Genomic DNA, 23,889 nt, shown 5'->3' with positions numbered 1-23,889 from the left:
CCGGCGTGTCGCTGCGATGATCCGAACGCGGCTTCCTTGCGTATGACAGCACATGACCGCGGCTCCTGATCCGTCCAACCCCTCTGCGGGCACTCCGTTGCCCCGCAGTCGTCGAGCGTCCCTCTTGACCGTTGTCTCCCCCGATTCCGAGCCATCTGCCTTGCCCGACGACCTCTGGGCCGAGGCGATGGCCGCCGTGGCGCAGCGACAGGACCGGGACGCGTTCGCGCAGCTGTTCTCGCATTTCGCGCCGCGCATCAAGCACTACCTGATGCACAGTGGCAGCCCGGCCATCCAGGCCGAAGAACTGGCCCAGGAAGCCCTGGTCACCGTCTGGCGCAAGGCCGCGCTGTTCGATCCGGCCCGGGCGGCCGCCACGACCTGGATCTTCGCCATCGCGCGGAACCTGCGCGTGGACGCGCTGCGGCGGCGCCAGGGCGTGCAGTCGTCTGAAGACGTGTTCGACTTCGACCTGCTCCAGTCGGACGACCCGGCCGTCGAAGACCAGCTGCACGACGCGCGCCTGAGCGAACGGCTGCGCGGCGCGCTGCGCCAGCTTCCGCCCGAGCAGCAGCAGGTGCTGCACCTTTCCTATTTCGAAGACGCGCCGCATGCCCGCATCGCAGCCCAGCTGCGCATTCCGCTGGGCACGGTGAAGTCGCGCGTGCGCCTGGCGGTCGCCCAACTGCGCCGCCTGCTGGAACATTGACGATGGACATCCGACACCACCCCGACGACGACCTGCTGCTGGCCGGGTCCTCCGGCCACTTGCCGGCTGGCATGCGACTGGTCCTGGCCAGCCACCTGGAACTGTGCCCGCTGTGCCGTGAGCGCGCGCGCGCACTCGATGCCGTGGGCGGCATCCTGCTCGACGGCCTGGAGGCGGCCCCGATGGCCGACGACGCGCTGGCGCGCACCTGGGCCCGGATCGATGCGCACGAAGGCGCTGAACCCGCTCGCGTGCGGGTCAGCGCGCCCCCGCCGCTGCCGCCCGGTGCGCGCTGGCCGCGCGCGCTCGCTCATTGCAGTGCCACGCCCTGGCGCTGGATCGGCCCCGGCATGCGCTGGAGCCGTGTGACCGTGCCCGAGGCCCCGGAGGCCAACGTCTTTCTTCTGCGCATCGCGGCCGGCAAGTACCTGCCGCAGCACACGCACCAGGGGCAGGAGTTCACCCAGGTGCTGCACGGCCGCTTCCACGATGGCCGGGCTTTATTCGGCGCCGGCGATTTCGATGCGGCCGATGCCGAGATCAACCACCAGCCGGTGGTTCAGGACGGCAGCGAGTGCATCTGCCTCGCCTCGCTGGACGGTCGGCTGCGCTTCGACGGGGCTATTGCGCGTTTCTTCGGCGCGCTGGTCGGGATGTGATGCGCGCCGCGACCCACGCCGACACGCCGCTCACGGCCGTGCCCCATGCCAGGTCGGCGGCCGTGACGGCCCAGGGCCAGTCGCGCAGCGTGGCCTGGTTCGTCAGGTCATAGGTCGCGTAGGCCACGAGCCCGAGCAGCGCGCCGCGACGCAACGCCACGGCGGGCTCGCCAGCCTCCAGTGCCGGCGCGATCGCCAAGACGACCAGGCCGACCAGGTAGAGCGCATAGAACAGCGCCGCCGCCGTCCAGTCCACCTGCGGCGCCATCAGCGCACCGAGCGCGGGCTGGTACAGGCGCGGTCCCATGACCGACAGCCAGATGGCGTCCAGCACCAGAAAACACACGAGCGCCCACAGGTAGGCAGCGAGCAAGGTACGCGGGGAGGGCTTCATGGGGTGCTCCGTGCAGGAGAGGTCAGTCGGTAGCTCAGTTGGCGATCGCCCTTGGTGTCAGCGTCGAGCCCGATCCAGCGTCCGCTGTCGGCGGCATACCAGATGCGGATGCGCTGCTGCGCCGCCTGCAGTCGCCAGCCGCGCGCCCGCACGGGCTGACCGCGGACCTCGAGGGTCGCATCGGGCAGCGGCTCGAAGCGGACCGGCTCGACCTTGCCCGTCTGGGGATCGATCAGGCGCTGTTGTTTCACCAGCCGGGGATTCCAGTAGGCAAAGCTCATCGGGCAGTCGCCGTCGAAGCGCTGCGCGATCTGCTGGCGGATGCCGTCGTCGTCGGTCTCGGCGCGCAGTTCACGCAGGCAGTCGCCGGCCCAGCGCTCCTCGGCCTGGTGCCGGTAGCGGTAGACAGGGATGCCGAGCACGCGCACGGTGAACCGGGCACGACTGTCGACGCTGCGCGTCGCCGCCGTGCCGCCGACGACAAAGCGATGGGTCCCGATCGGCTTGCCATCGAGCATGGCGGTGAAGTGCCATTCGCCCGCTTCCTCGTCACCTTCCTGTGCCACGGCCAGGCAGGTCGCCAGTGCCAGCATCAGCCCCAAGGCTCGGTGCTTCATGGACGGGCGCCACGTCGCGGCGGCCAGGGGATGAAGGCACTGGTGCGTGCCGCGTAGCTGCGGTAGGCGGGCCGGCGCTCGGCGATGTCGTGCTCCAGCAGCGACACGCCCGACACCTTGAGCAGCAGGACGGTCATCAGCAGCGGAGACACCAGGCACCACGCCACCGCCCATCCGCCCGCTGACAGCGCTGCCAACCCAAGGCCCCACCAAACGCAGGCCTCGCCGAAGTAGTTGGGGTGGCGCGACCAGGCCCAGAGGCCGCGGTCCATCACCGCATCCTCGCGGCGCGGGTTGCGCAGGAAGCGGGCGAGCTGGGCGTCGGCCACGGCCTCGAAGACCACACCGCCGCCGGCCAGCAGCAGGGCCAGCACATCCAGCCAGGACAGGGGCGACGGGTGCGCGAACGCGGCCAGCAGCGGCCAACCGACGATCCATGCCAACACCGCCTGGAGCCCGAACACGAGGTAAAGGCTTTTCAGTCCGAAGTGCGGTTCGTTGCGCGCACGCATGGCCTGGTAGCGGCGGTCTTCGCCGTGGCCCCAGTTGCGACGCCCGATGTGCAGCGCCAGCCGGCAAGCCCATACCAGCAGCAGCCCGAGCATCCAGATGCTGCGGGCGTCGAGCGCGCGGGCATCGGCGCCGGCGTAGGCCAGGGCCGGCGCCGCGATCATCAGGGGCCAGATCCGGTCCGCCAGGCTGGCATCGCGCACCACGACGCTGAACACCCAGACCGGCAACGCCAGGCCGAGGGCGATCGCCAGACCCAGGCATGCGAGCGACAGCATCACCGTTTCTCGAACAGGTAGTGACCGACCCACCACTGGCCGCCCTCGGCGTAGCCGAACAGCTCTTCCACCGAAATGAAGAAGAGCCGCCAGCGGGTCCACCACACCGGCGCGTCGCGCTCTCCGTAGACGGCGGCCAGCAGGGGCATGAGGGTGACCCGCCGGGCGTCCATGCGCGCCAGCCAGGCGGCCGAGGTCCGCGCGTAGTGGCGGCCATCCCAGCGCCAGCGGTGCAGCAGGCGCAAGTCGTCTTGGCAGCGCAGGGCGAGATCGTCGCTCGGCATCATGCCGCCGGAGAAAAAGTGGCGGCTCATCCAGTCGCTGGCATCGCGCTCCTCGAACGGGTAGGGCGCTTCGCGGTGAACGAAGACGTGCATGAAGAACCGCCCCTGCGGTTTCAACCAGCGGGCCACGTGCGAAAAGGCGCGCGGCCAGTTGCGCAGGTGCTCGAACATCTCCACCGACACCACCCGGTCGAAGCGCTCGCCGGTCTCGAAATCATTGAAGTCGCAGGTGATCACCTCGAGGTTGTCCAGGCCGCGTGCGGCGGCCTCGGTCGTGATGAACAGCCGCTGCGAGTGCGAATTGGAGACCGCCGTGATGCGGGCGCGTGGGAAGTGTTCGGCCATCCACAGGCTCAGCGAGCCCCAGCCGCAGCCCAGCTCCAGAATGCGCAGCCCGTCTTCCAGGCCGGCGCGGGCGCAGGTTTCGGCCAGGGCCGCCGCCTCGGCCTGCTCGAGCGTCTGCACTCCTTCAGGCCACCAGCAGCAGCTGTACTTCCGGTGGAGGCCCAGCACGCCTGTGAAGAACTCAGCGGGCAACTCGTAGTGCTGCTCGTTGGCTTTTTCGGGCAGCAGGGCCAACGGTGCCTCCTGCAGTCCGTCGAAAAATGCCTCCGAACGCAGGGCGACGGCTTCCGGGTCGCCGCTGTCCAGCTCGACCAGGCGCTGGCGCAGCAGCCGCCGCACCCCCACCCGAACGGCGCCGTCGGGCACCAGGCCTTGTTCAACCCAATGGATGGCAGTGGAGGTGCTCGAGGCTTGGGGCATGGCGGTGGGTGCAGGAGAGAGTCTCTTCCTCCTACGCCAGGCCGGCCGCAATGGATCACTGTTCGTCGACTTCAGCGCATGGGGACTGAGGCGACGGTGCGAAGTACGGCGGTCGGACACTTGGCGGCGCTACAGGCCAGGCCCACTATCTCTGGACAAACTGGACATGCACCGCAAGAGCTGCGAAGCGGACGTAGCTGTGCACACGGCTCCCGGCGTCAAGAGGGGGCTGAGCCCGCGCCGACGTTGATTTCACGAGGCTTGATGCATCGGCGCGTGGCGCGACCGGCCGACGATCCGGATCGCAGACGCAGGGGCCGTCTGAATCGCCGGATGGGCGGGCGGGTGCAAACCCTGGGTGAACGGCTAGACCACGCCCCGGAACAAGGGCAGGCAGGCCATTGCAAGCTGTTTGACGTGGCGGTCGTCGGTGCCGCAGCAACCGCCCATGACATTGAGGCGCTTCAACCGGTGCATCTTGAGCGCGGCATAGGCCTGCCCCAACTCCACCGGGTCGCCCGCATCCAGTTCGGGCGCCTCGTTCAACTCGGCATGGCTCATCCTGGAGGCGTTCGCGCGCAGACCGCGAATCCGCTCGGCCCACGGCGCGTCGCCATGCACCACCTGCTGGAAGTGGCTGGGGTGGGCGCAGTTGATCATGAAGTAGGCCGGATAACCCGCGGTGGCGCCGTCCACCTGCTGGATGGCGTCCGCCAGGGACTGCCCCGTCGGCAGCCTGCCATCGGTCTCCACCGTGAAGGAAATGACGACGGGCATGTTCGCCTGCTTCGCGGCCAGCGCGATCCCCGACGCCTCTTCGACGTAGTTCATGGTGATGGCGGTCACCAGGTCGGCCGCGGTGCCGGCGAAGGTCTCGACCTGCGCACGATGGTAGTCCTGCGCTTCGCGCACCGACATGGCACGGTCCGGGACATAGCCGTCGCCGCGAGGTCCAAGGCATCCGCTGATGACGATCGGCGTCCGGCGAGTCTGGTAGGCATCGCGGATGTCCTCCAGCAGACCCACCAGCTGCCGGTTGACCGCCGCGAGCTCCTCGGGGCCGTAGCCCAGCCTGTTCCCCCAGTCTGGATTGGACCGCCAGGTTGCCGTTTCCAGAATCAGCCCGACGTCGAAGCTTCTGGCCAGCGCCGCGTAGGTCCGGAAATACTTCCGCAACGCTCTTTCGCCTTCCGGCGTCCGGAGCAGGTGAAAGGCGGCAAAGTCGGGAAGTTCCTGCCCCTCCAGAAAGATCAGGGTGGTCTCGATGCCACCGTCGGTCATGAAGAAATCATCGCCGAGCTGCGGCAATGCGCTCCTGTAGGTTGCCATCGCTGACTCCTCTCATTCGGGTGTCCGAATGGCCGCAGCCGCCAAGGCGCCGGGCCCGCGAAGCGGATGATGACAGTGAGCGCCTCGCGGGCCAAGTGCCTGGCCGGCGGCGCGCCTTTCTCCCCCTCAGGCTTCGGCTGTCGATCAACTGCCGGTGGCGGTCACTCGAAGCCTGACGGAGGGGCTGGAGTTCACGGAGTGATCTCTCCGGATCGGATGGCCATGCGAACAGCTTCGGCTGTCGTCGTGGCCCCCAAACGTCGGCGGACACGCCGCAGGTGATTCTCGATGTTGCGTTCGGAAAGGCCCATGCTGGATGCAGGCTTCCGCCGGCCGCTTTCCGGCAGCCATCCAGCGCATGACCGTTTGTTCGCGCGGAGTCAGGCGATGCTCGAACCGCTGAGCCTTTCCGGTCGACGCCTGCACCCGGCGGCTCCGTGCAACGGCGTCAGCTCGTTCGGCGCTTCACATTCGGAACCAAGGCCTTGATCACCGCGTCGGCCATCCGATGCAGAGACGGCGCGTTCTGATAAACCCGCTCCATCACTGCCAGGCCTCGGGTGAATGTGATGACAACCTGCGCGGTTTCCTTGGGGGACAGCGACAGCTGTGTCGACATATCCCCCGTCGACATGGCGGCTGAGACGACGCCCTGGAGCTCGTCGAGCAACTGACGCAGCCGCTCCTGGATGCGCGGGCCTGCACCATCGACCTCCGTTGCCGTCTTCGTGGTGAGACAGCCCCGAGGCGGTACGCCTTGCGTCATGTTGGTGATCGCGACCTTGAAGAAGGCGCGCAACGCCGTCTCTGCACGGGGTTTGTCGAGGGCTGTGCGCGCGTTGTCCAGAAACCTGGTGGCGTACGCCTCGAAGGCCAGCAAGAACAGCTCCTCCTTGCCGCCATAGGCGTGATAGAGCGAACCGCGCTGCACATCGGCGGCCTCTGCCAGATCGGCCATGGACGTGGCCCGCCAGCCTTTTTGCCAGAACACGTCCAGCACCGCGTCCAGCACCTTGGCCTCATCGAACTGCCTGACTCCTGCCATGAGAAATCCTCGCGCTTTCTATTTTTGACAACGACGTCAAACTTGACAATACTGTCAATGATAGTCCGTCTGCCACGCAGGCGATGCCCGCGGCGCCAGGCAAGACACTCGCATCGCTTTGAAGGAACCCATTCCGATGACTCGGCTTTCTGCCTCACCGCCAGTTTCCCAGCTCGGCATCGATCGTCGATGGGTGGGTGTGCTGTTCGGACTCGCTTCGGCCCTGATCTGGGGCGCCTTTCCGGTCGTGACTCGCTTCGGGCTGACTCACACGGCATTGGACGTCTACGACATCACCTGCATCCGGTACACGGTCTCGGGCGTGATGCTGCTGCCGTTTCTCGTACGACGAGGTCTCATGGGGCTGAGCTGGACCGCCATCGCGCTCATGACCGCCGGCATTGGCGCGCCCTACATGCTGGTGGTCGCCTTCGGCCTCGGCATGGCGCCGGTGGAGCAGTTCGCCGTGGTCACGCCTGGCAGCATGATCCTGTTCTCCGCGCTCATCAGCGCCTGGGGACTCGGCGCCAGGCTCTCGCGCAGGGAGACGGCGGGCATTGCGCTGATCATCCTCGGGGTCGCGTTGGTCGGCTTCCACAACTTCAGCGCCGTCCGCTCCTCGCCGTGGGCCTACCTGATCTTCCTGCTGGGCGGGCTGCTGTGGGCCATCTACACGGTCTCGTCCAAGCAGTTCTCTGCATCGGCGCTGCACGCCACCGCCATCGTTTCGGTGTTCTCGATGATCATCTACCTGCCCGCCTACCTAGCGACGCGCGGGCTGCACCTGTTGCAAGCGCCGCTGGGCGACATCGGTGTGCAGGCGTTCTATCAGGGGGTCATGGTCTCCACGGTGGCCTTGTTCTTTTTCAGCAAGTCCGTCCAAATTCTGGGCGCAGCCGTCGGTGCCACGTTCGCTGCACTCGTTCCCGGCGCAGCGACGCTGCTCGCCCTGCTGATTCTTGACGAGCGGCCCAGCGCCACAGCCATTGCCGGGCTGGTCATCGTCACAGGCGGCATGACTGCGATGCTGATACAGCAACGTCGATCCTCGTCCCCCGTTGAATCCAGAGGACATTGAGTCCCTGACCGGCAATTTCCGTCGAGGCGTTTCTGCATCGAAGGGCGCAGCTTCCTCGGTGGTTCATTCATCGAACAGGCGGCGCAGCCGCGAGGCCGTGGAGCAGCACCGTCCAGTGCTGCAGTCGGGCCATGGCGGCCTCGCGGCCTTTCTGCGCCGCTTGCGGACCGCTGCCGTCGTCGGCCAGCGCGATCAGTTCGTGGGCAGCCGTCGTCACGGTCCGCGCGAAGTCCTCGGTGTGGCCTCGCCACACCACGATGCGATGGTGCAGGCCCAATTGCGCGGCGCGCTGCGCATTGATCGCCTGCTCGGGCTGGTCGGTCAGGAGCAGGAGGATCGGCTTGCGGTACACCGCCGCGACCGACAGCGCCGCCATGCCGGGTGCCGAGACGATGAAGGCGCTGCGCGCAGCCCTCTCGATCCAGTGCCCGTCCTGCGCGTGCCAGCCCGCGCGCTGCGCATAGCCTTCGCCGACGAGGTGCGCCGGCGTGCGCGCCTCGGCCAGGCCGCGCTCCAGGCCGTCGGCCAGCGCGGCTTCCTTGAAATGCGGGTTGAGGTACACGGCGGCCTGCGGCGCGAGGTCGTCGTGCGCTTCCGTGTCGGCGCCCACTGCGGCCACCGGCGTGGCGAGCCGGTGGCCGCCGCGTCCGTCGGCCTGCGGCTCGCCGTAGGCGAAATCGTGCGCGATGCGCGCGCGGCTGCGGTCGATCTGCCACGCGACGATGCGGCTGAAGCTATTCGCCATCCACGCCGGCATGCGCCCGCTGAAGTTGGTCTGCAGCGCATGCCGCAGGCTCGCGCCATACACATGCACCACCTTGCGCCGCCAGCCCGGCATCCAGCCCATGAACAGCAGCGCGGGGTGGAAGGAGTCGTTCACCACCAGGTCCGCATCGCGGAACCACGCGCGCAGCCGAAGGATGTCGCGCAGCATGCGCTCCGGGCGGAACACGTAGTGCGCCACGTTGCGATCGGTTTCGCGGCGCAGCATGTTCTGCTCGCGGTCGAACTGCACCGCGTAATGGCGCGAGAGCACCGGCGCCTCGATGCCGAAGCCAGCAAGAAAACGCGCGCCTTCATCGGAGGTGGTGAGCACCTGCACGCTCGCGCCCGCGGCGCGCAGCGAATGCGTGAGCAGTTGCGCGCGCATCAGGTGGCCGCGCGCGTCCGCGGTCGCGAGGTAGACGATGCGCGGCGGCATCGACGGACTCAGGCTGCCACCGGCCGCGCACGGCCGGGGCCCAGGCGCAAGGCTACGCCCGCGAGGTACATGCCCAGCGCGCCGGTGATGCCGAAGCCGCGCTCGGTGTCGCGCACTTCACGCATCAGCTGCGCGAGCCGTGCTTCTTCGTGCGGCGCCACGCAGCGCTGCAGCGTGTGGCTGCACAGGCGGATGTGGCGGTCTTCGTCGGCCAGCACGCGCGTGAGCAGCGGGTGCAGCGCATGCCGCGGGCCGATCAGCGCGCAGTGGCGCTGCAGGATGCGCGAGGCCATCTGCTCGGCGGCGAGGCCGATCGCATAGGCCGGCACGAGGCCACCGTGCGCGAAGTGCGGCGCATGGCGCTGGATGAGGCGCTGCCAGCGCGCGAGCTTGCGCTGGCTCAGCCAGTCGGGCTTCGGCGCCGCTTCCGGCGATGCAGCTGCCTGCGCCGTGCCGCCGCGCGCGGCGATGGCGTCGGCGAAGAGCCGCGCATGCAGTTGCTCGTCGGCCAGGTGTTGGTCAAGCTGGCGCGTGAGCCATTCGGGCGCGTTGGTGCGCAGCTCGCGCTGCAGCGCCTGCTCGGACGATTCTTCGCCGATCAGATAAAGGCGCAGCAACATCACTTCGCCGGCGCGGCTCGCATGCATCTGGCGCAATGCGGCGCGCTTGATGTGGTGCACCAGCCGGGCCTGCAGCGCCGGCCAGCCACGCAGTTGCGGCGGCGAGAGGCAGTCGAATGCCGCGTTCGCCGTGGCGGTGTCAGCGTCCATCGGTTTTTTGGGCCACCGGGGTCTGCGGCTGCAGTTGCTGCCAACCGAGCACGAGGCCGATGAAGCTGCCTTGGAGGAAGGCGCGCGCCGATGCATCGGCACCGGCGAACTCGCGCTGCTGGCCGTCGTAGCGCACGTAGCCCTTGCCGCCCGCGGCACCGAGCACCAGCTTCTCGTTCTTATGAAAGCCGCGTTGCATCAGCGGCAGCAGCAGCGACTGCGATTCGAGGCCATAGAGGAACAGGTCGCGCTGCACCACCTGACGCGGAATCTGTCCGCTCAGCGCCTGCAGCTCGAGCGACCAGTCGCCTTGCCGCATCGCCTCGGACAGCTCGCTGCCCTTGGCCCCCGGCGCGTGGAAATGCGCGCGCGCCACCGACTTGGAGGCGCGGCCCAACCCCAGGCCGACGGTGATGTCCGCATCGGTGGCGTCGCCTTTGCGGTTGTCCCGCACCTGCACGAATTCGTTGGCGAGCCGCGCGGCGATCGAGGGCCTGGAGAGCGTCTCGGCGATCTGCGCCGGCGTGAGCACCACGCGCTCAGCGCCGCCTTCGATCACCACGACCTGGTACGGGTCGATGCGGATGTCGCTGAATTCGCCGCCGACGGGCGAGTGCGCATGGCTGCTCACCGACCAGTCGTTGCCCGAGCGGCTCAGCAGCGCATGGAAGGTCAGCGGCACGCGCTGGCCACTGTGACGCGACTGGCCCGAGCCTTGCAGCAGCACGTCGCCCACGACGGTCTTGCGGCCGTAGCTGCGCGGGTTCGCAAAGCGCAGGGTGTGCGCCGCGCTGTCGAGTGCGACGCGCGTGTCGGCATCGTCGAGGGCGAGGCGGTTGCACTCGTTGGCGGGGCCCGCGAGCGCGGAGAAGGGGCAGCCGCTGTCGGACTTGAAGTTGAAGACGCCACGCCCGGTGAAGTCGGCAGCGCCCGCCGCGGCGCATGCGCCGGCCAGCACGAGAAGGCTGAAGATATTTTTCTTGTTCATGTCGGGCGATGGTACGAAAGCGCCTGCGCGTCCGCGTTCGTGCGGCCCGTCGTGTGCAGGCCGATGCCGCGCGCGAAGGCGCCGAGCATGTCGATGGCCGAGAAGCCCACGATCAGCGCCACGCCCGCGAGCCAGCGCAGGCCCCGCAGGGGCGGCAGGTCCTGGTGGTTGAGCGCGCGCACGCTGAAACCCAGCCGCGTGAACAGCACGCACAGCGGCCCGATCGGCCCGCTCTTCGCAAGCCACTGCCAGCGCGCCGACACGTAGCTGCGCAAGAGATGCGGCGTGAGCGAGTACGTGTCCTGCCCGCGCATCCAGCGCAGCTTGAGCGCTTCGGCGCGCGTGTCGGGCAGGCGGTGCTCGGTGTGGGCCGCGGCCGCGTAGTGGATGGGAACGTTGGCCGCCTTCAGCCGCATGCCCAGCACCTGGCAGTGCGCGCGGTACACGCCATCGAGCGCCTGGTAGCTGTGCTGCTCGAACACGTCGCGGCGGAAGGCCACGTTGTTCGCGTAGAAGTTGCTCGTCGCGCCCGCGTGGTCGGCGTTGGGAAAGTACATGAAGTCGATGGTCGTGAGCGCGGTGCCCACGATGCTGGCCGCGTAGCTCGTGCGGCCGGCCACCACCGCGGGCGCGTCGGCGCCGCGCGTGAAGGGCGTGAGCATCTGCAGCAGCCAGTCGTCGTCGGGCAGGCAATCGGCATCGGCGAACACCACGTGGTCGCAGCGCGCCGCATCGGTGGCCGCGAAGCCGACGTTCTTGGCGTCGTAGTAGCCGGTGGCGGCGTCGATGCGCACGAAGTCGATGGGGCGGCCCGCCAGCGCCATGACGGCCTCGCACGATGCGGCGTTCAGCCCGTCGTGCGTGATGACCACCTGGGCCAGGGCCGTGAGCGGCAGCTTCTGCTTGGCCAACAGGGCGACCAGGCGCTGCAGGCTGATGCTTGCGGCGGCTTCGGCATCCGCTCCGCCGCGCAGGTTGTTGGTCTCCAGGACCAGCGCGCAACGCGCGGCAACGTGATCGGGCATCATCGAATTTTCCTGTCTGGACATTGTTTTGAAGGCTTGCATCCTGCTTTTATCTCACAACCGCCGCGGCTGCCAGTGCCTTGGGGGAGGGCGCTGCGCATGAGGCTCGCCATCTTCGGTGCCGGTTATGTGGGCCTCAGCTTCGCCGCCTGCATGGCCGAAGCGGGGCACGACGTGCTGTGCGCGGATGCCGATGCCGGCCGCATCGAGGGCCTGCAGCAGGGCCGGATGCCGCTGCACGAGCCGGGGCTGGAGGCGCTGGTGTCCACAGGCCTCTCGACGGGGAAGCTGCGCTTCACGGCCGACGAGCGTGCCGCGAGCCTGCATGGCGACGTGCTCTTCATCGTGGTCAACACGCCGGCCGATGCGCAAGGCGATGTCGACCTGCGGCATGTGATGGCCGTGGCCCGCAGCATCGGGCAGCACCGGGACCGCGATGCCGTGGTCGTCTGCAAGTCCACCGCACCGGTCGGTACCGCGGAGCAGGTCGAGGCCGTGCTGCACGCGGCGCTTTCGCAGCGCGGTGCGGCCCATCGCGTCGCGGTGGCCGTGAACCCCGAGTTCCTGCGCGAGGGCTCGGCCGTGCGCGACTGCCGCCAGCCCGACCGCGTGGTGATTGGTGCGACCGACCCCGCGGCCATCGATCTGCTGACACGGCTCTACGAACCCTTCGTGCGCGACCCGGCGAAGCAGCTTCTGGTGATGGACCGGCGCTCCGCCGAGCTCACCAAGTACGCCGCCAACGCGATGCTCGCGACCCGTATCAGCTTCATGAACGAGATGGCGCGCGTGGCCGAGCATGCGGGCGCCGACATCGAGATGGTGCGTCGCGGCATCGGCTCGGATCGGCGCATCGGCCCCGACTTCCTGCAAGCGGGTGCGGGCTATGGCGGCTCGTGCCTGGCGAAGGACGTGCGGGCGCTGCGGCATGCGGCCGATCGCGAGGGGCAGCCGCTGCGTCTCCTCGCGGCCGTCGAGGCGGCGAACCATGAGCAGAAGGGACGCCTCTTCGACCTGATGACGCATCACTTCGAAGGCCGCATCGCGAACAAGACCATCGCCCTCTGGGGCCTGGCCTTCAAGCCCGACACCGACGACATGCGCGATGCGCCGAGCCTCGTGCTGCTGGAGCGCTTGTGGGCGGCGGGCGCGCACGTGCAGGTGCACGACCCGGCGGCGATGCCGAATGCGCGCGCCATCGTCGGCGAGCGCGCCGACGTGCGCTGGTGCGACACGCCCGAAGACGCCTTGCAGGGCGCCGACGTGCTGGCGCTCGTGACCGAATGGCCCGTGTTTCGTCGCCCCGATCTGGCGCGCATCGCCAGCACATTGAAGGCGCCCGCGATCTTCGACGGCCGCAACCTCTACGACGCCGCCGAAGTCGAAGCCGCCGGCATCGCGTACTACGGCATCGGGCGCGGGCGGTCAGTGCGGCGCTGAATCGTCGTCAGCAGCATGCCGGTCACTCGCCGGCTTTTGATTCATTGAAAACGTCAACCCCATGTCGGAACGAATCGAACTGAAGCTTGATTGGACAAGAAAACAGGTCCGGCAACTGGCCGCAAACGGCGAGGTGTCCATCCTGCAATTTGCCGCCGCACAGGAGGTGCCGCCTTCGCTGCTGGAAATCCTGAACGAAGATCTCTTCAGGCATCGGCCGGACATCACATGGCGGATGTATGGAAGCTACGCGCGTGTGTGCGATCTTTCTTGCCTGAGGCTCATGCCCCATGTCGAAAGGTTGAGCCTTGACTGCCTCACTCGGGTCAGCAACGCGCATGCCGTAGATGCCTTGCCGAAGCTGAAGGAGTTCGTCTTTGATGTGTACGAAGCAGATTCGCTGGATGTGTTGAACGCAGTGCCCACAGACCTGCAAAGACTCAGAATCGGCAAGACGAAAACGAAGAAGACCGATCTTTTCGGGCTGGAGCGCTTTTCCCATCTGAGACAACTCGTTGTTGCCGGCCACACGCGAGGCCTCGAGGTGATTGGAAAGCTGTCGACCTTGAATGAGGTGTCCCTCATGGGGATGCCTCTGTCGAACCTGGTCTTTCTACGGCATCTGCCCCACCTGCATACGCTTCAACTGGGATTCGGAAGCGCGCAGAACCTGGACACGCTTGCGGGCCTGAACGCCCTGAGACACCTGGCACTGCTGCGGATCAAGGATTTGTCGGACCTGTCGGTCGTCAGCCAACTGGAGACGCTGCGAAGGTTGACTGCGCAAGATCAGTCACACCTTGCCAGCTTGCCCTCGTTGGCTGCGCTTGAGGATCTGGCGCTGATCGTTCTCAACAACGTGGGGCTGAAGGACCTGAGGTGGGTGGCCTCTGCACCGGCGCTCGAAAGCCTGGCCATGTTTCAGATGCCAACGCTGGTGCACGGTGACATCCAGAGTCTCCTGCGTCAGCCCGGCCCCCTGAAGCGCCTGATGGTGGGATTGAAAAGCGCCCGCGAGCACAAGCTCGCGCGGCAGGCGATCGAGGATTCAGGCCTGTGGGACGATGGCGGATGGTGGCGGTGACATCGCGACCCTTGGCGTGGTCGTCGCATTGAACTGCGAGGCGATGTCTGTACTCATCAATTCGGAGACGGCCTGCATGAGCATGGCCGCACTGACCGGCTTGGGCACCCCCACCCGCATATTCGGGCCAGCGCTCATTCCTGGCGCGCGTGGCTTTGGCGCACGGCTTGCAGATACCCGTCCAATGCCAGCAGGACCTCCTGAACCATGATGTCCGCGCTCGGCAACACGGCGCTCACCAGCAGCGTCTGCTTCACCAAAGCATCGACGACGGTGTAGGCGCCGAAGGCCACGCGCGCATCGTGCAGCCCTTCGGGCCAGTCCACCGCGCACGTCAGTGCCTTGCCGAAGAGGTTGACGTTGTGCTGGTACAGGCGGTTGTAGACGAGCTGCGGCGAGACGCGGCGCTCGATGGAGCTCAGCGCCCGCCAGCGCCCGCCGCCCTCCAGCATCGTGTGCACCTGGGTCTGCGCCAGCAGACGCGTGATCTCGCTCAGCGTGCGTTGGCCTTTCGCCTGGACGACGTCGTCCACCGCGCTCGACAGCGCCGTCGAGAGCTTGCGCACCCAGGTGCGCACGGTCATGGCCGCGACCGCTTCCTTGCCGGGGAAGTACTGGTAGACGCTGCCGACGCTGACGCCGGCCACGTTGGCGATGTCGCGCATCGACGTCTTCTCATAACCCTTTTCCAGCAGCAGGAGCACGAAGGCATCCTGGATGGCGATGGACGTCATCCATGCGCGTGACTGGGAGGGCTTGCGTCGGGGTTTGAGGGCGGTCGTCATGGCTGAAAAGCGAACACCGGGACGGCGCACGCAAGGAGGAGGGCCTCGTTGCAGAGGGAAATCAACGCCTCGGCGCGCGTTCCGAAAACTGAACATGCCTGCCCGGTCGATTTCCTAGACTTCTTCCAACCCAAGGCAGCCGGTGGCCGCGAGCCCCGAACCTCACTTCAATCCAAGGCCAACGCGCGCGCACTCGTCATTCTTGCATGTCACCTCCAGCGACCTACAAAGCACCCTTGCGCGAACTGCGCTTCGTCCTGAACGACCTGCTCGGCATCGATGAAGAACTGAAGGCACTTCGCCTGCCCGGCGCCATCGCCCGTGAAGACATCGACGCGCTGATGGAGGACATGGCGGCCTTCGCCGAAGAGGTGCTCGCACCGCTCAACCAGAGCGCGGACCGCGAAGGCTGCGCCTGGCGTGACGGCGAAGTCGCCATCCCCGGCGGCTTCAAGGCCGCCTACGACATGTTCCGAGGCAAGGGCTGGGCCGGCCTGGGCGCGGCGCTCGAACACGGCGGCCGCGCGTGGCCGACGGTGCTGACCCATCTGGTGACGGAGCTGATCGGCTCGGCCAACCATTCCTGGCTGATGTACCACAGCATTTCGCGCGGCGGCTACGAATGCATCCGCGCCAACGGCACGGCCGCGCAGCAGGCGGCGTACCTTCCCCACCTGGCCAGCGGCGCGTGGACCAGCAGCATGTGCATCACCGAGCGCGAGGCCGGCACCGACGTGGGCCTGCTGCGCACGGTGGCCGTTCCGCAGCCGGACGGCGGCTACCGCCTCACCGGTCTCAAGCGCATGGTCACGGCCGCCGAGCACGACCTGGCGGACAACATCGTCCATCTCGTGCTGGCCCGGATCGCGGGTGCGCCCGAGGGCGCGCGGGGGCTTTCGCTGTTCATCGTGCCCCGGCATCTGCCCGGCGCTGCCGAGCGCAACGGCGTGCGCTGCGAAGGGCTCGAGGACAAGATGGGCATCCGCGGCACGCCGACCTGCTGGCTGCGGCTCGACGGTGCGCGCGGCGAACTGCTGAACACCGCCGGCAACGGCCTGGCGGCCATGTTCGTGATGATGAACATCGCCCGCCTGGCCACGGGCATGCAGGGCGTGAACCAGGCCGAGGCGGCCTACCAGCTGGCGCGCGACTACGCCCGCACGCGGCTGCAGGGGCGCGGCTTCAGCGGGGCGCGCAAGCCCGAGCCACAGCCGGCCGCCGATCCGTTGATCGTGCATGCCGACGTGCGCCGCATGCTGCTGGTGCAGAAGGCCTGGACGGAAGGTTCGCGCGCGCTGGCCTACTGGCTCGCGTTGCAGGTCGATCGCTCGAAGCTCCACCCCGAGCCTTCGGTGCGCGGCGAGGCCGACGAGCTCGTCTCGTTGCTCACGCCGGTGCTCAAGGCCTTCGCGACGGACAACGGCTACGCCAGCGCCACCCTGGCACAGCAGGTCATGGGCGGCTGGGGCTACCTGGACGATAGCGGTGTTCACCAGTACCTCCGCGATGTGCGCGTGGGGCAGATCTACGAAGGGGCCAACGGCATCCAGGGTCAGGACCTGCTCGGTCGCAAGATCCTCGGCGACGGGGGCGCCAGGCTGCGCCGGTTCCTGGACGTGGTGCACCAGGTGCTCGAGAAGCACGAGGCGCACCCGGTGCTGCAGCCCTGGGTGGCGCAGACGCGGACGCTGTGCGCGCGCCTCGAGGCGCTGGCCCGGCACCTGATCGCTCGGGCACCGTCGCACCCCGACCAGGTCGGCGCGTCCGGCCACAGCTGCCTGCGCATCGTCGGTGTGCTGGCCCTCGCGTGGCAGTGGATCGGCATGGCCTCGATCGCGCAGCGCAGGATCGACGCGCGGCAGTCCGATGGCTTCGACGTCGCCAAGGTGGCCACGGCCCGCTTCTATTTCGCGCACCTGTTTCCCGAGGTCGAGCAGCACTTGCTGGTGGCCGCGCAGGACGACGACGCCGTGATGGCGCTGGACGCCGACTTCTTCTGATCCCGCCGCGCAGCTGCTCCCGGCTGCGCCCACAAAAAACACCGGAGGCGGGGCCCGGCGGCATCGCGCTGCCCGGCCCTGCATCCAACTGGAAAAAACTCCATGAACCTGATCTCGATGTTCGACGAGAGCGCGTCGCGCTGGCCGACGAAGACGCTGCTGCACTGCGGCGACGAGGCCTTCAGCTACGCGCAGATCCAGGCGCTCAGCCGCCGCGCCGCGCAGGTGCTGCGTGACCGGGGCGTGGGGCAGGGCGACCGCGTGGCGCTCATGTGCTTCAACACGCCGTACTTCCTCATCGGCGTGCTGGGCGCGCTGCGCCTGGGCGCGGTCATCGTGCCGGTCAACCACAAGCTGCAAAAGCCCGAGGTCGAGTTCATCCTGCGCCACAGCGCCGCAATGCTCTGCATCATCGACGTCGCCCTGGGCCCGTTGGCGCAACGCATCGAGACCGAGGCCTGCCTGCTGGGCACCGGCGACATGGCCGGCGCGGCGGATGTCGGCTTCGATCGCTTCGACACGCTGGTGCAGCGCACGGAAGCGGGCGAGCTGCCTGCGCCGGTCGATGACGATGCGCTGGCGCAGGTGCTCTACACCTCGGGAACCACCGGCCAGCCCAAGGGGTGCCTGCACAGCCACCGCGCGGTCTTCACCACGGCGCTGGTCTGCTCGGCGGCCCTGTCGATGACGCACAACGATCGGATGCTCATCGCCATGCCGATCTGGCATGCGGCGCCGCTCAACAACTGGACCTTCGGGACGCTGCTGATGGGCGGCACGCTGGTCTTCCTGCGCGAGTACGCGCCGCGCGGATTCCTGGAAGCGATTGCGCGGCACCGCGTCACGCTGACCTTCGGCGCGCCCATCGCCTTGCTCGCGCCGCTCGAACTCACCGACTTCGACCGCCACGACCTGGGCTCGATGCGCCTGTGGATCTATGGCGGCGGCCCGCTGGGCGAAGACATGGCGAAGCGGCTCATGCAGCGCTATCGCACGACGCAGTTCATGCAGGTCTACGGCATGACCGAGATGGGCCCGCTGGGCACCGCGCTGTTCCCGGAGGACGCGCTGCGCAAGGCCGGGTCGATCGGCCGCTCCAGCCTGCCAGGCGTGCAGGTGCGCGTGGTTGCTGAGGACGGCAGCGCGACGCCCGCGGGCCAGGTCGGCGAGATCCAGCTGCGCAGCGAAGCCGCCATGCGCGGCTACCTGAACGACCCCGAGGCCACGCGCGCCGCGTATACGCCCGACGGCTGGTACCGAAGCGGCGACCTGGCCCGGGTCGACGAGGACGGCTACTACTACGTGGTGGACCGGCTCAAGGACCTGATCACCACGGGCGGCGAGAACGTGTACTCCAAGGAGGTGGAAGACGCGCTGTCGCCGCATCCCGATCTGGCCGACGTGGCCGTCATCGGCCGCCCCCACCCGGACTGGGGCGAAACCGTGGTGGCGGTCATCGTGCCCCGGCCCGGCCGGCAGCCGGACGCGGAGGCGCTCAAGGCCTTCCTGGCCGACAAGCTGGCCCGCTACAAGATCCCGCGCGACTACGTCTGCGTCGACACGCTGCCGCGCACGCCGTCGGGCAAGTTGCAAAAGCACCTGCTCCGAGAAGACATCGGTGCACCGGCTCCCTCTCTTCTTTCCACTTTCAAGGACATCCACGCATGAACCTGTTCGACCTGAACGGAAAAGTCGCCGTCGTGACCGGTGCCAGCCGCGGCATCGGCCGCGCCACCGCCGAGCACCTGGCGCTGCTCGGGGCCAAAGTCTGTGTTTCCAGCCGGCGGCTCGAGGCCTGCGAGGAAGTGGCCGAGGGCATCCGCGCGCAGGGCGGGCAGGCCTTCGCCTGCCAGGCCAGCATCTCGCAGCCCGAGGAGCTGCGCGCGATGGTGGCGGAGGTGCGCGAGCGCTTCGGCGCCATCGACATCCTGGTCTGCAATGCGGCCACCAACCCGCACTACGGGCCGCTGGCCGAGATCGCGGACGAGATGTTCATGAAGATCGTGCGCAACAACGTGCTGAGCAATCTCTGGCTGGCCAACCTCGTTCGGCCCGACATGCAGGCCAGGGGCAGCGGCGCCATCGTGATCGTCTCGTCCATCGCGGGCCTGCAGGGCTCTTCGACGATCGGCGCCTACGGATTGTCCAAGGCCGGCGACATGCAACTGGCCCGCGACCTGGCGGTCGAGTGGGGCCCGCAGGGCATTCGCGTCAACTGCATCGCCCCGGGCCTGATCGACACCAAGATGGCCGGCATGCTGCTCGCGGACCCCGAGATCCAGTCGTTCACGCAGAAGAAATTGCCGTTGCGGCGCGTCGGGCAGCCGCAGGAGATCGCCGGCGCCATCGCCTTCCTGGCATCGCCCGCAGCCGCGTTCGTGACCGGCCAGACGCTCGTCGCCGACGGCGGCGCCGTCATCGTCTGAACACCCATCGATCGACATCCACACGAGGAGACTTACCGTGAGCCTGACAAAGACCATCGCCGCGCCGATGCTGTGCATCGCCCTGGCCGCCAGCGCCCAACCCGTGCAGACCGTGAAGATCGCCACGCTCGACATGCTGTCGGGCCCGATGGCCGGACTGGGACAGAACGTGTTGAAGAGCTTCCAGTACGCGGCGCGGGTCGCGAATGAGGAGAAGTGGGCGGGGCCCTACCAGTTCGAGATCGTTCCCTTCGACAACAAGCTGTCGCCGCAGGAGGCCGTGGCGCTGCTCGGCACGGTCGTGGCCAAGGACATCCGCTATGTGGTCCAGGGCGCGAGTTCGTCCAGCGTGGGCATCGCGCTGGGCGAGGCCATCGACAAGCACAACGCCCGCAATCCGGGCAAGGAGATCGTGTTCCTGAACTACGCGTCGCAGGCGCCGGTGCTCACGAACGAGAAGTGCAGCTACTGGCACTTCCGCACCGACGCGCACTCGGACATGAAGGTCGATGCGCTCACGACCTACCTGGCCGGCCGCAAGGACATCCGCAAGATTCACCTGCTCAACCCCAACTACGCCTACGGGCAGGACACGGCGCGCGCATCGCGCGAGTCGCTCGCGCGCAAGCGCGCGGACATCGAGATCGTGGGCGACGACCTGCACCCGACCGCACAGGTGAAGGACTTCGCGCCCTACATGGCCAAGATCCGCCAGTCCGGCGCCGACGCGGTGATCACGGCCAGCTCGGGCTCCGACCTGGCGCTCATCGTGCGCGCGGCCAACGACTTCGGGCTGAAGGTCGACTTCTACACCTTCAACGGCAGCAACTACGGCGTGCCCGGCACCATCGGCGCGACGGGCGAGGGCCGCGTCAAGCTGGTCTCGACCTTCAACCCCAACGACCCCGGTGCGAAGAGCTCGGCCGTGCTGGGCAACTTCAAGAAGCAGTTCGGCGAGGACTTCATCAACGGCATGGGCTACAACGCCGTCGTCGCGCTGTCCGGCGCCATCCGCAGCGCGAAGTCGGCCGAACCGGCGAAGGTGGCCGCCCAGCTCGAGGGCTTGCGCTTCGACGGCATCAACGGTCCCGTGGTGCTGCGCAAGTCCGACCACCAGGCCCAGCAGGCGATGTTCGTCCAGAGCTGGGAGAAGGTCGACGGCGCGGCCGTCCGCTACGACCAGGAAGGCACCGGGTTCGGCTGGAAGCAGATCGCGAGCGTGGATGCCAAGGCGGCCGAGCAGCCCACGACCTGCCGCATGAAGAGGCCCCTGTGACCGCACCACGGCGCGAGGCGTTCGCCCCGGCACCATGACCACCATCTACATCGACGAAAGCGGCCACAGCGGCGACATGGTCGACAGCGGCACGGGCTACGACTTCAAGCGGCAACCCTACTTTGCCTTGGCGGGCGTCGGGCTGCAGGACGAAGAGGAGTGGGATGCGCGCCTCCAGGCGTTGCGCGATCGCCATCGCATTCCTTTGGGCGAACCCGGTGCCCGATCGCTGGCATCCAGGCCGGAGTTCTCCGCTGCGGTGATCCACGCCTTGCTCGACCGGCGGGCCCCGCTGTTCGTCGAGCTGGTCGACAAGCGCTACTTCATCTGCACCTGCATCACGTCGTTCCAGCTGCTGCCGTCCTGCCTGGGCTACCCCGAGTCGATGCGGCTCGACTTCCTCAGGAACGCCGTCGCGGATTTCCTGCACGTCCATGCCGATGCGCAGGTGCTGGACCGCTTCGTCGCGTCCTGCCTGACGCCGGAGGCTGGAACACTTCACGCATCGTTTGCCAGCCTGCGCGAGCTGGCCACGCAAACCGCCGAGGAGGAGGAAGAGGCCGCGGCGCAGATCGCCAAGGGGTTCGGCCGCATCGTCGAAGCGGCGAACACCGAGTACCACGCGCTGAGCGAGGCCCAGCATCAGCCCTGGCTGGAGTTTCTTCCGCCGCCCGAGCTCAACACGTCGTCGACACAGGCCTGGACGCTGCCGAACCTGACGTCGTTCATGCGCATCTACGCGCGGATCCATCTGTACTACCGGCACTGCCTGGCCGATGTCCGGCTGGTGCACGACCAGAATTTCGAGGTGCAGCGCATCCTGGGTCAAGGGAAGGCCGCCGCCGAAGGAGCGGACCGTGCGATGGAACTGCTGTGCACGCCCCCGTCCGACCACCGCTTCGAGGACGTGGCCGCCCTCGATTTCAGGCAGTCGCACGAAGCAGCGGGTGTGCAGATGGCCGAGGTGGTGGCGGGCGCCACGATGCGGTTCTTTCGTGACCTGCACGCAGGCAGATGCGTGTGCCCCGCGCTGCGCGAGGCCATGGTGCGGCTGATCTCCGAAGGCGACGAGCGTACGGGGTACGGCCTCAAGCAGGTGGTGCCGACCCGCCAGGTTCGCATCGGTGCCGAAGAGGCGTGGGCCTGAGCGGACGATCGTGTTTCGTCGACCGCCGACACGGAACCTTCGGGCGAGCAGGGCCTCCTATCTGGCTTCTCCGCTTCTTTCCCCCCGTTTCGCCCGATGAATGAAATCCGCAATGCCGCCGCCGAGCTCGCTCTTTTTCGCCGCCGCGTGGTGGTGGTCGGTTGCGCGGTGCTGTTCGGATTCGGACTGATCGGCGCGCGGCTGGTCTACCTGCAGGTGGTGCGCCATGAAACGCTGGCGGACCGGGCCGAGAGCAATCGCACCGCGATCGTCCCCGTGGTTCCCAACCGCGGCCAGATCCTGGACCGCAACGGCGTGGTGCTGGCGTCCAACTACGCGGCCTACACGCTGGAGATCACGCCGTCGAAGGTGGGCGACATCGCCACCGTCATCGACGAGCTGGGCGAACTGCTCGAAGTGACGCCCAAGGACCGCCGCCGCTTCCAGCGCCTGCGCGAGGATTCGCGCAGCTTCGACTCCCTGCCCATCCGCACCCGCCTGAGCGACGAAGAGGTGGCGCGTTTCGCGGCGCAGCGCTACCGCTTCCCGGGCGTGGAAATCCGGGCGCGGCTGTTTCGCACCTACCCGCACGGCGAGGTGGGCGCGCACGTGATCGGCTACATCGGCCGCATCAACCAGCGCGAGAAGACCGCGATGGACGACTGGGAGGAAGACGAGCGCGCCAACTACAGGGGCACCGACTACATCGGCAAGGTCGGCATCGAGCAGAGCTACGAAAAGGCGCTGCACGGCCAGACCGGCGTGGAGCAGATGGAAACCTCGGCCGGCGGGCACGCGGTGCGTCGCCTGTCGCGCCACCCCGCCAGGCCGGGGCAGACGGTGATGCTGTCGCTCGACATCAAGCTGCAGAAGCTCGTGGAAGACATGTTCGGCGAGCGCCGGGGCGCGCTGGTCGCCATCGACCCCAAGACCGGCGAGGTGCTGGCCTTCGTGAGCAAGCCCACCTTCGACCCCAATCTGTTCGTCGAGGGCATCGACACCGAGAACTGGAAGGCGTTGACCGAGTCGCCCGACAACCCGCTGCTGAACCGCGCGCTGCGCGGCACCTACCCGCCGGGCTCCACCTACAAGCCCTTCATGGCGATGGCGGCGCTGCAGACCGGCAAGCGCAGCGCGGACAAGGTGGAGAACGACCCGGGCTTCTACAACTTCGGCGGGCGCACCTTCCGCAGCCACCGGGGCGGGCTGGGCGGCGTCGACATGCACCGCGCCATCCAGTTTTCAAGCAACACGTACTTCTATTCGCTGGCCGCCGAGATGGGCGTGGACCTGATCCACGACTTCATGGCGCCCCTGGGCTTCGGGCAGTTCACCGGCATCGACCTGCAAGGCGAGTCGCGCGGCGTGCTGCCCAGCAGGGCGTGGAAGCGCGCGGCCTACCGGCGCGCCGACATGAAGACCTGGCACCCGGGCGAGACGATTTCACTGGGTATCGGCCAGGGCTACAACAGCTTCACGATGCTGCAGCTGGCCTCGGCCAACGCCACGCTGGCCAACGGCGGCGTGCGCTACCAGCCCCACCTGGTGCGGGCCATCCGCGACACATCGACCGGCGAGGTGGTGCGGCAGGTCCAGCCGCCGGCCCAGGACCTGGGCTATGCGCGCAAGCACGTCGAGGTGGTGCGCGACGCGATGGTGGCGGTCACCAAGGGCGGCACCGGCACGCGCGTGTTCGCGGGCGCCGCGTACACCTCGGCCGGCAAGACAGGCACCTCGCAGGCCGTGGGCCTGAGCCCGAAGGCGCGCGCGAGCGGCAAGGCGCTCGATGCGCGCCAGCGCGACCACGCGCTGTACATGGCATTCGCCCCGGCCGAAGACCCGACCATCGCGGTGGCCGCGATCGTCGAGAACGCGGGCTTCGGCGCGGCGCACGCGGCGCCGATCGTGCGGCGGGTGTTCGACTACTGGATTGCAGGGCAGTACCCGAACGACGCCGACATGGCGGCGGTCCAGGTGGGGAAGGCCGGCGCGCCCATCGGCCAACCGCTGGTGGCCAGCGAGGTGCCGGTGCTGGACGATGGCGCGCAGGGGGATGGGGCTGGGGTGCTTTGAGGGGCC

The 23,889-nt window shown here is 68.1% G+C and carries 23 protein-coding genes; 11 read left to right on the top strand and 12 right to left on the bottom strand.

From position 1 onward, the window contains the following. Nucleotides 1-160 precede the first annotated feature (160 nt). Nucleotides 161-709 carry a sigma-70 family RNA polymerase sigma factor gene (locus AC07OX_RS04550; RefSeq protein WP_369629353.1) on the top strand — a complete coding sequence of 183 codons (549 nt, stop codon included), beginning with the start codon at nucleotides 161-163 and terminating at the stop codon, nucleotides 707-709. A gap of 2 nt (nucleotides 710-711) precedes the next feature. Further along, the gene (locus AC07OX_RS04545; protein WP_493191892.1) at nucleotides 712-1,368 is read left to right on the top strand and encodes a ChrR family anti-sigma-E factor; all 657 of its coding nucleotides are present in this window, start codon (nucleotides 712-714) and stop codon (nucleotides 1,366-1,368) included. Here the strand turns inward: AC07OX_RS04545 and AC07OX_RS04540 are convergent. From AC07OX_RS04540 to AC07OX_RS04510, 7 genes are all read right to left on the bottom strand, one after another. Continuing rightward, nucleotides 1,331-1,762 carry a DUF2177 family protein gene (locus AC07OX_RS04540; RefSeq protein ID WP_369629351.1) on the bottom strand — a complete coding sequence of 144 codons (432 nt, stop codon included), beginning with the start codon at nucleotides 1,760-1,762 and terminating at the stop codon, nucleotides 1,331-1,333. The two genes, AC07OX_RS04545 and AC07OX_RS04540, sit on opposite strands and share 38 nt — an antisense overlap. Then, a complete protein-coding gene (locus AC07OX_RS04535) occupies nucleotides 1,759-2,379 on the bottom strand; it encodes a DUF6134 family protein (protein ID WP_495260023.1) in 621 nt (206 codons plus the stop codon). The genes AC07OX_RS04540 and AC07OX_RS04535 overlap by 4 nt, the downstream gene beginning before the upstream one ends. Next, nucleotides 2,376-3,167, bottom strand: a complete 792-nt coding sequence (locus AC07OX_RS04530; protein WP_492738502.1) for a DUF1295 domain-containing protein — start codon at nucleotides 3,165-3,167, stop codon at nucleotides 2,376-2,378. The genes AC07OX_RS04535 and AC07OX_RS04530 overlap by 4 nt, the downstream gene beginning before the upstream one ends. Beyond that, on the bottom strand, nucleotides 3,167-4,216 hold the full coding sequence (locus AC07OX_RS04525; RefSeq protein ID WP_495260022.1) for an SAM-dependent methyltransferase: 1,050 nt from the start codon (nucleotides 4,214-4,216) through the stop codon (nucleotides 3,167-3,169). Before AC07OX_RS04525 ends, AC07OX_RS04530 begins: the two co-directional genes overlap by 1 nt. 366 nt (nucleotides 4,217-4,582) lie before the next feature. Further along, nucleotides 4,583-5,545: a homocysteine S-methyltransferase family protein gene (locus tag AC07OX_RS04520; protein WP_495260021.1), complete on the bottom strand. Its 963-nt coding sequence runs from the start codon at nucleotides 5,543-5,545 to the stop codon at nucleotides 4,583-4,585. A 191-nt stretch (nucleotides 5,546-5,736) separates the two neighbouring features. After that, a complete protein-coding gene (locus AC07OX_RS04515; protein WP_495260020.1) occupies nucleotides 5,737-5,856 on the bottom strand; it encodes a LuxR C-terminal-related transcriptional regulator in 120 nt (39 codons plus the stop codon). Nucleotides 5,857-5,993: 137 nt separating this feature from the next. Beyond that, nucleotides 5,994-6,590 (bottom strand): TetR/AcrR family transcriptional regulator, encoded by a 597-nt coding sequence (locus AC07OX_RS04510; protein WP_495260019.1) that lies wholly within the window; start codon nucleotides 6,588-6,590, stop codon nucleotides 5,994-5,996. 136 nt (nucleotides 6,591-6,726) lie between these two features. Here AC07OX_RS04510 and AC07OX_RS04505 point away from each other — a divergent pair, with 136 nt between their 5' ends. Beyond that, the gene (locus tag AC07OX_RS04505; protein WP_495260018.1) at nucleotides 6,727-7,668 is read left to right on the top strand and encodes a DMT family transporter; all 942 of its coding nucleotides are present in this window, start codon (nucleotides 6,727-6,729) and stop codon (nucleotides 7,666-7,668) included. A gap of 67 nt (nucleotides 7,669-7,735) precedes the next feature. On the opposite strand, the gene AC07OX_RS04500 is transcribed toward AC07OX_RS04505, so the two are convergent. The 4 genes from AC07OX_RS04500 to AC07OX_RS04485 are packed head-to-tail and all read right to left on the bottom strand — an operon-like array spanning nucleotide 7,736 to nucleotide 11,655. After that, entirely contained in the window at nucleotides 7,736-8,869 is a 1,134-nt protein-coding gene (locus AC07OX_RS04500; protein ID WP_495260017.1) for a glycosyltransferase family protein, read from the bottom strand. A gap of 8 nt (nucleotides 8,870-8,877) precedes the next feature. Continuing rightward, a complete protein-coding gene (locus tag AC07OX_RS04495) occupies nucleotides 8,878-9,639 on the bottom strand; it encodes a hypothetical protein (RefSeq protein WP_495260016.1) in 762 nt (253 codons plus the stop codon). After that, nucleotides 9,629-10,627 carry a hypothetical protein gene (locus AC07OX_RS04490; RefSeq protein ID WP_495260015.1) on the bottom strand — a complete coding sequence of 333 codons (999 nt, stop codon included), beginning with the start codon at nucleotides 10,625-10,627 and terminating at the stop codon, nucleotides 9,629-9,631. The genes AC07OX_RS04495 and AC07OX_RS04490 overlap by 11 nt, the downstream gene beginning before the upstream one ends. Continuing rightward, nucleotides 10,624-11,655: a glycosyltransferase family 2 protein gene (locus AC07OX_RS04485; protein WP_495260014.1), complete on the bottom strand. Its 1,032-nt coding sequence runs from the start codon at nucleotides 11,653-11,655 to the stop codon at nucleotides 10,624-10,626. Before AC07OX_RS04485 ends, AC07OX_RS04490 begins: the two co-directional genes overlap by 4 nt. Before the next feature lie 96 nt (nucleotides 11,656-11,751). On the opposite strand from AC07OX_RS04485, the gene AC07OX_RS04480 reads away from it, so the two are divergent. Both AC07OX_RS04480 and AC07OX_RS04475 read left to right on the top strand, forming a co-directional pair. Next, nucleotides 11,752-13,092, top strand: a complete 1,341-nt coding sequence (locus AC07OX_RS04480; RefSeq protein ID WP_495260013.1) for a UDP-glucose dehydrogenase family protein — start codon at nucleotides 11,752-11,754, stop codon at nucleotides 13,090-13,092. A gap of 61 nt (nucleotides 13,093-13,153) precedes the next feature. Further along, complete coding sequence (locus tag AC07OX_RS04475) at nucleotides 13,154-14,176, top strand: hypothetical protein (RefSeq protein WP_495260012.1); 1,023 nt, start codon at nucleotides 13,154-13,156, stop codon at nucleotides 14,174-14,176. A 134-nt stretch (nucleotides 14,177-14,310) separates the two neighbouring features. Here AC07OX_RS04475 and AC07OX_RS04470 read toward each other — a convergent pair whose 3' ends face one another. Beyond that, entirely contained in the window at nucleotides 14,311-14,961 is a 651-nt protein-coding gene (locus AC07OX_RS04470; protein ID WP_495263342.1) for a TetR family transcriptional regulator, read from the bottom strand. A gap of 236 nt (nucleotides 14,962-15,197) precedes the next feature. Here AC07OX_RS04470 and AC07OX_RS04465 point away from each other — a divergent pair, with 236 nt between their 5' ends. The 6 genes from AC07OX_RS04465 to mrdA all read left to right on the top strand — a co-directional run bounded on the left by AC07OX_RS04465 (nucleotide 15,198) and on the right by mrdA (nucleotide 23,883). Beyond that, the gene (locus AC07OX_RS04465) at nucleotides 15,198-16,961 is read left to right on the top strand and encodes an acyl-CoA dehydrogenase C-terminal domain-containing protein (RefSeq protein ID WP_495260010.1); all 1,764 of its coding nucleotides are present in this window, start codon (nucleotides 15,198-15,200) and stop codon (nucleotides 16,959-16,961) included. 102 nt (nucleotides 16,962-17,063) lie between these two features. Beyond that, entirely contained in the window at nucleotides 17,064-18,629 is a 1,566-nt protein-coding gene (locus tag AC07OX_RS04460) for a class I adenylate-forming enzyme family protein (RefSeq protein ID WP_495260009.1), read from the top strand. Further along, nucleotides 18,626-19,387, top strand: a complete 762-nt coding sequence (locus tag AC07OX_RS04455) for an SDR family NAD(P)-dependent oxidoreductase (protein ID WP_495260008.1) — start codon at nucleotides 18,626-18,628, stop codon at nucleotides 19,385-19,387. Before AC07OX_RS04460 ends, AC07OX_RS04455 begins: the two co-directional genes overlap by 4 nt. A gap of 67 nt (nucleotides 19,388-19,454) precedes the next feature. Beyond that, nucleotides 19,455-20,663 carry a branched-chain amino acid ABC transporter substrate-binding protein gene (locus AC07OX_RS04450; protein ID WP_495260403.1) on the top strand — a complete coding sequence of 403 codons (1,209 nt, stop codon included), beginning with the start codon at nucleotides 19,455-19,457 and terminating at the stop codon, nucleotides 20,661-20,663. A 34-nt stretch (nucleotides 20,664-20,697) separates the two neighbouring features. Beyond that, nucleotides 20,698-21,810: a DUF3800 domain-containing protein gene (locus AC07OX_RS04445; protein ID WP_495260007.1), complete on the top strand. Its 1,113-nt coding sequence runs from the start codon at nucleotides 20,698-20,700 to the stop codon at nucleotides 21,808-21,810. Between the two features lie 96 nt (nucleotides 21,811-21,906). Beyond that, nucleotides 21,907-23,883, top strand: a complete 1,977-nt coding sequence (gene mrdA, locus AC07OX_RS04440; protein ID WP_495260006.1) for a penicillin-binding protein 2 — start codon at nucleotides 21,907-21,909, stop codon at nucleotides 23,881-23,883. Nucleotides 23,884-23,889 lie beyond the last annotated feature (6 nt).

Source organism: Variovorax sp. GW821-FHT09D07 (genome assembly GCF_059416345.1).
The sequence above is the reverse complement of the archived record's forward strand: the minus strand, read 5'-3'. Positions and strand labels throughout refer to the sequence as shown.